The organism is Actinotalea ferrariae, assembly GCF_019733465.1.
Classification (GTDB): Bacteria; Actinomycetota; Actinomycetes; order Actinomycetales; family Cellulomonadaceae; genus Actinotalea; species Actinotalea ferrariae_A.
The window spans coordinates 1-9,673 of record NZ_JACVQL010000068.1; the positions used below are offsets into that span (position 1 = coordinate 1).

The 9,673-nt window shown below is 75.6% G+C and carries 11 protein-coding genes; 6 read left to right on the forward strand and 5 right to left on the reverse strand.

The window, feature by feature from the left end; genetic code table 11:
* On the reverse strand, nucleotides 1-675 hold a 675-nt coding region (locus ICW40_RS06055), incomplete at its 3' end, for an MFS transporter (protein ID WP_221652937.1).
* 159 nt (nucleotides 676-834) lie between these two features.
* Here ICW40_RS06055 and ICW40_RS06060 point away from each other — a divergent pair.
* The 3 genes from ICW40_RS06060 (at nucleotide 835) to ICW40_RS06070 (ending at nucleotide 4,263) form a co-directional block, all read left to right on the forward strand.
* Nucleotides 835-1,758 (forward strand): hypothetical protein, encoded by a 924-nt coding sequence (locus ICW40_RS06060; protein WP_221652938.1) that lies wholly within the window; start codon nucleotides 835-837, stop codon nucleotides 1,756-1,758.
* The gene (locus ICW40_RS06065) at nucleotides 1,755-2,111 is read left to right on the forward strand and encodes a GntR family transcriptional regulator (protein WP_308121655.1); all 357 of its coding nucleotides are present in this window, start codon (nucleotides 1,755-1,757) and stop codon (nucleotides 2,109-2,111) included. Before ICW40_RS06060 ends, ICW40_RS06065 begins: the two co-directional genes overlap by 4 nt.
* A 175-nt stretch (nucleotides 2,112-2,286) precedes the next feature.
* Complete coding sequence (locus ICW40_RS06070) at nucleotides 2,287-4,263, forward strand: hypothetical protein (protein ID WP_221652939.1); 1,977 nt, start codon at nucleotides 2,287-2,289, stop codon at nucleotides 4,261-4,263.
* Between the two features lie 28 nt (nucleotides 4,264-4,291).
* Here ICW40_RS06070 and ICW40_RS06075 read toward each other — a convergent pair whose 3' ends face one another.
* Both ICW40_RS06075 and ICW40_RS06080 read right to left on the reverse strand, forming a co-directional pair.
* On the reverse strand, nucleotides 4,292-5,128 hold the full coding sequence (locus ICW40_RS06075) for an ABC transporter permease (RefSeq protein WP_221652940.1): 837 nt from the start codon (nucleotides 5,126-5,128) through the stop codon (nucleotides 4,292-4,294).
* The gene (locus tag ICW40_RS06080; RefSeq protein WP_221652941.1) at nucleotides 5,125-6,183 is read right to left on the reverse strand and encodes an ATP-binding cassette domain-containing protein; all 1,059 of its coding nucleotides are present in this window, start codon (nucleotides 6,181-6,183) and stop codon (nucleotides 5,125-5,127) included. Before ICW40_RS06080 ends, ICW40_RS06075 begins: the two co-directional genes overlap by 4 nt.
* A 94-nt stretch (nucleotides 6,184-6,277) precedes the next feature.
* Here ICW40_RS06080 and ICW40_RS06085 point away from each other — a divergent pair, with 94 nt between their 5' ends.
* Nucleotides 6,278-7,081 carry a TetR/AcrR family transcriptional regulator gene (locus ICW40_RS06085; RefSeq protein WP_221652942.1) on the forward strand — a complete coding sequence of 268 codons (804 nt, stop codon included), beginning with the start codon at nucleotides 6,278-6,280 and terminating at the stop codon, nucleotides 7,079-7,081.
* Here the strand turns inward: ICW40_RS06085 and ICW40_RS06090 are convergent.
* A complete protein-coding gene (locus tag ICW40_RS06090; protein ID WP_221652943.1) occupies nucleotides 7,069-7,803 on the reverse strand; it encodes a glutamine amidotransferase in 735 nt (244 codons plus the stop codon). The genes ICW40_RS06085 and ICW40_RS06090 overlap by 13 nt on opposite strands.
* Nucleotides 7,804-8,054: 251 nt before the next feature.
* Between ICW40_RS06090 and ICW40_RS06095 the strand changes: the two genes are divergently transcribed.
* Complete coding sequence (locus ICW40_RS06095) at nucleotides 8,055-8,258, forward strand: cold-shock protein (RefSeq protein WP_182112993.1); 204 nt, start codon at nucleotides 8,055-8,057, stop codon at nucleotides 8,256-8,258.
* Between the two features lie 151 nt (nucleotides 8,259-8,409).
* Here the strand turns inward: ICW40_RS06095 and ICW40_RS06100 are convergent, their stop codons facing one another.
* The gene (locus ICW40_RS06100; RefSeq protein WP_221652944.1) at nucleotides 8,410-8,676 is read right to left on the reverse strand and encodes a hypothetical protein; all 267 of its coding nucleotides are present in this window, start codon (nucleotides 8,674-8,676) and stop codon (nucleotides 8,410-8,412) included.
* Nucleotides 8,677-8,929: 253 nt separating this feature from the next.
* On the opposite strand from ICW40_RS06100, the gene ICW40_RS06105 reads away from it, so the two are divergent.
* The gene (locus tag ICW40_RS06105) at nucleotides 8,930-9,481 is read left to right on the forward strand and encodes an RNA polymerase sigma factor (protein ID WP_308121656.1); all 552 of its coding nucleotides are present in this window, start codon (nucleotides 8,930-8,932) and stop codon (nucleotides 9,479-9,481) included.
* Nucleotides 9,482-9,673 lie beyond the last annotated feature (192 nt).

A 9,673-nucleotide genomic window follows, 5' to 3' on the forward strand; every position in this document is an offset into this window, starting at 1 on the left:
ACGCGCGGCGGCGGCCAGCGCGGGCCGCAGCGCGACCAGCGCCGGCACCGCGAGCAGCGGGACGCCGAGGAAGACCCACCGCCAGCCCACGGTGTCGGAGACGAGGCCGGCGAGCGCGGGGCCCACGACGGACGGCAGCACCCAGGCCGCGGCGAACGCGGCGAAGACCCGGGGCTGGAGCCGGTCGGGGTAGACCCGGGCGACGAGCACGTACAGCGCCACGCTGAGCATGCCGCCGCCGAGCCCCTGCACGACGCGTCCCGCGACGACGGTCGGCATGGCCTGTGCGGTGCCGGCCAGCACCAGGCCCGCGACGAACAGGCCGACGCCGGTGAGCAAGGCGCGCCCGGGGCCGCCCCGGTCGCTCCACGTGCCCGAGAGGACCATGCCCACGACCGACGACGCGACGGGTGCGGCGAACGCCATGGCGTAGAGCTCGAGGCCGCCGAGGGCGGCCACGACGGTCGGCATCGTCGTCGTGACCGCGAGCGCCTCGAAGGCGTTGAGCGCGACGAGGAGCAGCATCGCCACGGTGATCGTGCGGAGGCCGCGCGCCCAGGGGGACGTCGCCTCGTCGAAGGGGCCGGCCGTGAGGACCGGGGTCGCGGCCCGGCCGGTCCGGGGGCTGGGTCCCGCGGCGGCGGCGTCGTCGGCGGGTGCGGCGTGACTCGACATCGTCCTCTCCGGGTGGGTTCGGGGTCAGGCTCCCGCGCAACGGCCCGCGGGTCGAGGGCATTCCGGGGCTGCGTTGTCTGTATCAGGACTGTACTGATACGTTGAGACAGTTCTCGGTACAAAGATGGCGGGCCCGCCCCGCCGGAGCAGGAGCCTCGCATGGAACAGCCCTTCGTCGTGGCGTTCATCGTCCTCGTCGCGGCCGGCGTGCTCGCACGGCGCGCGACACCCGCCCTCCGGCGGTCCGCGGCCCACGCCCACGCACGCCGGATCGACCTGCGCCTCGAGCCGGCCGACGAGGACGCGGTCGCGACCCGGCTGGCCCGGCGCACGTGCGCCGGCGTGCTGGCCGGTGCGGCCCTCGGCGTCCTGACCGCGGTGGTCCTCGGCCGCTCCGGCGTCGAGGACTTCGGCTGGTCGCCGACCTGGCTGTCCTTCCTCGCCTTCTTCCTCGGGACCGCGCTCGGCTCGGCGGGCGTCGCCTGGTACGAGTCGAGCCGCCCGCTGGCGGCCGGTCCGCGCGTGGCCCGGGCCACGGTGCCGAGCCACGCCGACTACGTGCCGCGGGTCGAGCGGTGGGGGGCGCGGGCGATGGCCGTCCTCTCCGCGCTCGTGGCGCTCGGCCTCGTGGTGCTCGACGGCACCGGCCTCGTCGAGCTGGGCGACCTGCCCGGGGCGCTGGTCGCCGTCACGATCGTCGGCCCGGCCCTCGCCGTGCTCGCCGACGAGCTCGCCGCCCGCTGGCTGATCGGTCGCCGTCAGGTCGCGGCGTCGCCGCTCGCGCTCGCGTGGGACGACGCCCTGCGGGCCGGCACCCTGCGCGACAGCGTCACCGTGGCGATCTGCGCGAGCGCCTTCGCGCCGTTCGTCCTGCTCGGCGTCGTCGGCGACGGGCTCGAGGGCGGGTGGCCCGCCAACCCCGGGGTCGGCGTGATCACCGGCGCGTTCCTCGTGCTGCTGCTCGTGCTCGTCGGCGTCGGCATCGCGAGCCTCGCGGTGCAGCCCGAGAAGCACTTCCGGCGCCGGCTGTGGTCGGTCGGCACGCCGGGTGCGGCCGAGGTCGCGATCGGCGGTGCGCGGTGATCCTCGCGGTGGACCCGGCATCCCACGTCCCGCCGTACGAGCAGGTCCGGGCTCAGGTGCAAGGGCTCGTCGACGCCGGGGGCCTCGCGCCCGGCACCCGCCTGCCCACCGTCCGCCGCCTCGCGGACGACCTCGGCCTGGCCGCCAACACCGTGGCGCGGGCGTACCGGGAGCTCGAGCAGTCCGGCGTCGTCGTCACGCGTGGCCGTCACGGCACCTTCGTGGCCGTGCGCGGGGTCGACCGCGAGCGCGAGGCGGCCGTCGCCGCGCAGCAGTACGTGCGCCGCCTGCGTGAGCTCGAGGTCGACGTCGACGCCGCGCTGAAGCACGTCCGGGCGGCCTTCGGCGGCTGAGCGCCGGACCGCGGCGGTCCGGCCGGACCGGACCGCCGGGCCGCTGCGGCCGGCGGCGGACGCAGTGGTCCGCCCAACCCTTACGGCCGCCCGGCCGCCGGGTGTAGGAAGTGCCCAAGGCGCCTGCCGCCGTCGCGGACGTGGCGTAGGGGGATCGACGAACCGAGGTGCCGCGATGGCCACCGTCCGCCACGTGCTGCTCCGCCCGGTCGGCCTCGCACTCGCCGTGGGGATGTCCCTCGTCGGGGTGCTCGCCCCCGCGTCGGCCGTCGAGCCGAGCGCCGAGCCCACGCCGAGCGCCGAGCCCACGCCGAGCGCGGAGCTGACGCCGAGCGCGGAGCCGACGCCGAGCGCCGAGCCGACGGCCGGCTCCGACGCCGGTGCGGCGGTCGAGCCGGCCCCGAAGGCGGACGCTGAGGCGGCTGCCGCTCCCGGGGACCTCGAGCTCACGACGTCGTCGCTCGTGGAGGCCGGGAACGGGAGGAACCAGGCGACCATCGGCGAGGTCGTCACGTGGGTGCTCCACCAGGACCTCCCGGAGGGCCAGTGGTACGACTCCGCGACGTTCGAGCTCGAGCTGCCGCCCGGGATGGAGTTCGTCGGCAAGCCTGAACCGACGCTCGAGGGCGAGTACCTCGTCACCGGTGCCGGGTACCAGCTCGACGGGACGCACCTGCGGGTCGTCGCCGAGGACGTCCTGGGCATCGGCCCGCTGGAGCTCACCGCGCAGGCCCGGTTCGTCGACCGGCCGGACGTCACGGTCGGCGGCGTCGACGGCGGCCCGCTCGTCGCCTCGCTCGAGCTCGTCCCGCAGGGCGGCACCGCGACGACCGATGCGGTGAGTGCCGGCATGCAGCTCGTCGAGCCGGATGTCACCGGCCTCACCGCGCACAACAACGGCGCGTACAGCGCAGGCCCGGGCGACACGATCGTGCTCTCGACCCGCGCCTTCAACGCCGCTGGAGCGGCCACCGCGCACGACGTCGAGATCACCACGGTCCTCGCGACGGCCTACCACCCCGCCGACCCCGAGGGTGAGCTCGCTGCGGACGGGGGCGCCGTCGGATATGGGGGCGTCGGCGTCTGGGACCTCGAGTCCCGGACGATCACCTGGCCCACCGTGAGGCTGAGCCCGGGCGGCTTCGACGAGAACTTCTTCCAGGTCCAGGTGGTCGACCCCCTGCCGCCGGACACCGCGTTCACGATCGTCGGGACCGCGTCGGGCAGCTCTCTGCCCGGCGACGTCCCGGGGGAGCGCACCGGGGCGTCCCCGGGTGCCGAGGCGCGGTACGTGGGCTCGAACGTGCTCCGGTTCGCAGGTCCGGTGGGGCTCCTGACGACGGCCGTCGAGGGCTCACCGGTGACGGTGGGCGACGTCGTGACCGTCGAGCTCAGCGCGACCGTGCCGTACGACGGCGCCTCGGACGTCACCCTCCTGGCGACGCTGCCCGAGGGCCTGGCGTACGTCGACACGGTCTTCACAGGCTGCACGGTCGGGGAGAGCTTCTGGTGCCCGGTCGGCGAGCCCGTCGCGCTGCGCGACGGCAGCACGTTCGCGTGGTTCTTCGACGAGGCCGTCCCCGAGGAGTTCGACCCCGCGGCCGAGATCAGCGTGCGGCTGCGGGTCCGCGCCGTCGGCGAGCTCGCCGTCACGCCGGGCGAGGTCCTGCGCATCACGTCGCGGCTCGCGTGGAACGCGACGGACCGGGTCGCCGCGCCGACGTCGATCGCGGACCTCGGCACGTTCGAGGCGGGCACCACCGAGGGCGGCGTCGCGGACGTGGTGGTGCGCGCGCCCGGCGGCGTGCTCGGCGGCCGGGTCCGCGTCGAGGCGCCCGACGGCGACGTCGTCGCGTACGTCGAGGGTGTCGCGCTCGACGTGACGTTCCTCGGCCGCGACCGTCGACCCGGCGGCCCGGACGACATCACGACCCGGGTGGTCACCGACGCCGCCGGCCGTTGGCAGGCGACCGGCCTGCGCCCCGGCAGCTACCGCGTGCTGGTCGACGAGGCGACGCTCCCGCCGGGCGCCGTCCCGGGCCGGGACAGCGACGGGGGAGCGCCGCTCGTGACCTACGTGCACCTCGACCCGGACCAGGTGCGCCCGCGGACCAACACGGTGCTCGGCGTCGCGCCCCTGCTGATGCGCTGAGCGCCGCCCGCCGTCGGACTCGCGGTGCCTACCGCTCGAGCCGCTGCCAGCGGCGGACCGCGAGCGCCGCGAAGACGAGGGTCATCACGGCCGGGCTGACGACGGCGACGAGGAGCGCGTGCTCCGCGAGCCAGCCGTCCGCCTGCGCACCCGGGTTGCCGAACAGGTCCCGGGTCGCGGCGACGGTCGCCGCCATGGGGTTCACCTCGGCGACCGCACCCAGCCAGCCCGGCATGGTCGACGTCGGCACGAAGGCGTTGGACAGGAAGGCGAACGGCCAGACGAGGATCTGCACCGCCATGATGACGCCGGGGTCGCGGGTCGCGAGGCCGATGAAGATGCCGAGCCACAGGAAGGCGAACCGCAGCCAGAGCAGCAGCGCCACGGCCGCGAGCGCCTCCGCGAGCGTCCCGTGCGCGCGCCACCCGACGGCGAGCCCGCACAGCAGCATGACCGCGAGGCCGAGCACCGAGCCGAGCATGTCCGCGACCGCGCGGCCGAGGACCACCCCCGACCTCGCCATGGGCAGCGACCGGAACCGGTCCGTCACGCCGCGCGACGCATCGGTCGTGACGGCGGTCATCGTCGCCTCGAGGCCGAAGACCATGGTCAGCGCGAACATGCCCGGCATGAGGAAGTCGAGGTAGTCGCCGCCGCCCGGGATCGCCATGCCGCCGCCGAGCACGTAGCCGAACATCACGACCATGAGCACGGGGAACAGCAGCCCGACGGCGAGCTGCCCCGGTTGGCGCCGCCAGTGCTGGAGGTCCCGCACGGCGATCGTCCAGCCGTCGGCGAGCGCCCAGCCGAGGCGTCCGAGCGCCGGCGCGCGCTGGTCCGCGGGGTCGATCACGGTCGTCGTCATGCCGCCACCTCCGTCTGCTGGGCTGCCTCGGCCGGTCGGCCGGTGATCCGCAGGTAGGCCTCGTCGAGCGTCGGCCGGCGCAGGCCGACGTCGACCACCGCCAGACCGGCGTCGTCGAGCGCGCGGACCACCGCGGTGAGCGCGGCCATCCGGTCGGCGACGGGCGCGGTGACCAGGCCCGGCCGGTCCTCCGGCTGCTGGACCGGGGTGCCGGTCGCCGCCGCGACGACGCGTGCCGCCTCGCCGCGCCGGTCCTCCGCGACGACGACGTCGATCCGGTCGCCGCCGATCGCAGCCTTGAGCTCGTCGGGCGTGCCGCTCGCGACGACGCGGCCGCCGTCGAGCACGCACACCTGGTCCGCGAGCCGGTCGGCCTCCTCGAGGTGCTGGGTCGTCAGCACGACCGTCACGCCCTGGCCCGCCAGCCCGCGCACGGCCGCCCACACGTCGAGGCGTCCCTGCGGGTCGAGCCCCGTCGTCGGCTCGTCGAGCAGCAGCACGTCGGGGGAGACGAGGAGACCTGCGGCGAGGTCGAGCCGGCGCCGCATGCCGCCCGAGAAGGTCTGGACGGGCCGGTCGGCGGCCTCGGTCAGGCCGAACCGCTCGAGCATGGCGTCCGCGCGGCGGCGCGCCTCGGCCTTCCCGAGGTGGTGGAGGCGGCCGAACATCACGAGGTTCTGGCGGGCGCCGAGCACCTCGTCCACCGCTGCGTGCTGGCCGACGAGGCCGATCCGGCGCCGCACCGCGTCCGGCTCGCGGACGACGTCGTGCCCCGCGACGCGCACCTCGCCGCCGTCGGGCCGCAGGAGCGTCGAGACGATCCGGACGGTCGTCGTCTTCCCGGCCCCGTTGGGGCCGAGGAGGGCCAGGACCGTGCCGGGCGGCGCGGCGAGGTCGACGCCGTCGAGCACCGTGCGGCCGCCGAACGTCTTGCGGAGCCCGCGCACGAGCACCGCGGCCTCGGCGCCGCCGCCGGCGGTCTGGTCGCGCGCGGTCTGGTCGCGGGCGGTCGGGCCGACGGGTGCGGCCCTGGGGGGAGTGGGTGGAGCTGCCATGACGTCCTCGCCTCCTCGATTCCGTACGGTGTACGGATCTGCATGCCGACGCTAACGTACGCCGTACGGAGATAGCAAGGGCGAGGATGGCGGCATGACGCAGCTGACGGGTGCGGGCGACCCCGCGCGGAGCATGGCCCTGCTGTGGCGCGAGAGGTCGGCGCCGCCGCCCGCCCCGGCGCGCCCCGGCCCGAAGCCCGGCCTCGACGTCGACCGCATCGTCACGGCGGCGGTCGCGCTCGCCGACGACGAGGGGGTCGCGGGCCTGTCGATGCGGCGCGTCGCGGACCGCCTCGGCGTCGCGCCCATGTCGCTGTACACGCACGTGCCCGGCAGGGGGGAGCTCGTCGACCTCATGGTCGACGCGGCGCTCGGCGAGAGCTACGGGCCCGGTGGGCCCGCATCAGGCCCCTGGCCGGCCGAGATGGGGTGGCGCGACCGTCTCGAGCGCGTGGCGCGCGACGCGTGGGACGTGCACGTGCGGCACCCGTGGGTGCTGCGCATCGCGACCGGCCGGCCGCCGCTGGGGCCGAGCATCATGGCCAAGTACGAGCGCGAGCTCTCGGCCGTCGACGGCATCGGCCTCGACGAGCTCGCCATGGACTCCGTCGTGACCTTCGTCAACGGCTTCGTCAGCGGCACCGTCGTCGGGCTGATCGAGAAGGAGGAGGCGGAGCGGCTGACAGGCGTGACCGAGCTCCAGTGGTGGGAGGCGACGGCGCCCTACGTCGGGCAGGTGTTCGACCCCGAGCGCTTCCCGACGGTCGCGCGGGTCGGCCCGGTCGCGGGCGAGGCGCTGCAGGCCGCGTACGACCCGCACCACGCCTTCACCTTCGGGCTCGAGCGCGTCCTCGACGGGGTCGAGGCGCTCGTCCGCGCGTCGGCTCAGCGCGCGTAGCGCTCGACGAACGCCGCGAGCACCTTGGGCGGGTCGTCCACGACGGCGCCCGTGACCTGGTCGATCACGGTGCCCAGCTCCTCGGGCGGGAAGTAGCCGGCGTGCCGGTAGACCTCGACGCGGGCCACGAGGCCCGGCACGTCGAGCTCGGGGTGGAACTGCGTCGCGTAGAGGTTGCGGCGCACGCGGAACGCCTGGACCGGGCAGCCCGGCGAGCTCGCGAGGACGACCGCGCCCGGCGGGGGCACGCGGACCGCCTCCTTGTGCCCGACGAACGCGTCGAAGGTCGGCGGGAGGTGCGCGAAGACCGGGTCCTCGCGGCCCGCCTCCGTGAGCGTGACGGTGACGCTGCCCACCGGCTCGCCGTACGTCCGGTCGATCACGCCGCCCTGGTGCACGCCCAGCGTGCCGACGCCGTAGCAGGCGCCGAGGAAGGGGAAGTCGCGCGCGACGACCTCGTCGAGCAGCCCGTGCAGCTCCGCCTCGACGCGGTGCTGGACGGCGGACTTCTCCTCGGGCGGGTCGCTCGCGTTGAACGGGCTGCCGCCGACGACGACGCCCGACCAGTCGTCGAGGTCGACGGGCGGGAGCGGGCCGGCCTCGAGCCGGACGCGCCGGATCTCCCGCTCCGGGTCGAGGCCGCCGAACCGGGCGATCGCCTCGAGCTCGCCGTCCGCCGCCGCGTCGTCGGCACGAGTGCTGAGCAGCAGGAACGGCTTCACCCGCCGAAGCGTAGGTCGCCACCGTGGACGCCGCACCGGGAGGTCCCACGCGGATCGGACGTCCGGCACCCCTGGCGGTATCCGCCCGGATGGCGTAACGTTGCACGTGAAGTTGCTGTGCTTGCACGTCTCGAGTGCGCCCGGCCTGCTGGCCAGGCGCATTTTCCTTACCAGGAGCGGACGACGAACACCGCGCTCGATGCGGCCCCGCAGTTGCGGGACCGTCCCCAGACTCCTGAAGGAGACCAGCCATGGCTACTGGCACCGTGAAGTGGTTCAACGCCGAGAAGGGCTTCGGCTTCATCGCCCCCGACGAGGGCGGCGCCGACGTCTTCGCCCACTACTCCGCGATCGCGACGAGCGGCTACCGCTCGCTCGAGGAGAACCAGAAGGTCGAGTTCGAGGTCAAGCAGGGCCCCAAGGGCCCGCAGGCCGACAACATCCGCCCGCTCTGATCCTCGCGGACACACGCTTCCCCCGGCGGGCCGCCTCGTAGCACGAGGCCGCACCGCCTGAGAGAGCATCCCGAGAGCCCCGGTCCCCTGTGGACCGGGGCTCTCGTGCGTCCGGGGGACGTGCGGCCGGGGGACGCGCGTCCGGGGCGCCTCACATGTTGAGGTTGCTCGCAGGGTCGTCAGCGGTCGGGTTGGGCTGGGCCGGCATCGACCGCAGCCCGTAGGCGTCGCCGTCGTCGCCCAGGTCGCCCTCGCCGCCCTCGCGGACCTCGTCGATCGACGGGTCGGTGCGCGCGTCGGGCGCGTCGCCCGACGGGGACTCGGCCCCGCTCTCGACGGGTCCGGCGAGCGAGCGCAGCTCGTCCGCGCGCGTCTGGGCCTCGGTCCGTGGTGCGTCGTCGTGCGTCCCGTGGGACATGGGGTCTCCGATCTGTCGTGGCCCGTGCAGGGCCTCGTCCCCGAACGGTAGGACCGGACGCGCGGACCGGCGCGCCGAGCGTCCGGCGGCCGTGCGGGTGACCTCGGCCGGATCGCCCGCGCGCCTGGTGCAAGGACCGGGCAGGTCACGACACAGTGCTGGTACCGGCAGGTACCGGGAGCCACCGGTAGGTACTGCCTGCCGGCCGCCACCGGCACGTGCCGGCACCGTGACGCAGCAGGATGGAGCACCCGTGCGCGACGACGCCTGGTTCGACGCGCTCTTCCGCGCGCACTCGACCGCCGTGCACCGCTACATGGTCCGCCGTGCCCCCGCCGACGACGCGCAGGACCTCACGGCCGAGGTGCTCGCGACCGCGTGGCGGCGCCGCGACGACGTGCCCGAGGGCGCCGAGCTGCCGTGGCTCTACCGGACCGCCGCGTTCGTGCTGGCGAACCACCGCCGCAAGGGGCGGCCGGTCCCCGTCGAGCACGTGCCCGAGGAGGCGGACGACGACGCCGACCCGGCCCGGCTCGCGGTCACGGACGACGAGGTCCGGCGGGTGCTCGCGGTGCTGAGCCCACGCGACCGGCGGATCCTGCTGCTGCACGCGTGGGAGGGCCTCGACGGCGGGCAGCTCGCGGCGGTGCTCGGGATCAGCCGGGGCGGCGCGGACGCCGCCCTCTCACGGGCGCGGGCGCGTCTGCGCGAGGCCTGGGCTGCGGGCGACGAGGCAGCGGCCGGGCCGGCCGACGACGGTGCGGCGGGTGCAAGGTCCGGCCTGGACGCCACACAAGCACGGTGAGGGACCGCGCCCCGGAGGGCGGCGGTCCCAGCGCACGCGGACGGCGAGGCCGCCGCACCAGCCAGGAGGTCCCAGTGGACGAGAACGACCGCAGCCCGAGCGCAGGCGCCGACGGAGGCGCCGACGACGTCGCCGAGGCGCGGCTGCGCGCCGCCGACCCGGCCGCGACCGCGGTCCCGGACGAGCGGGCGC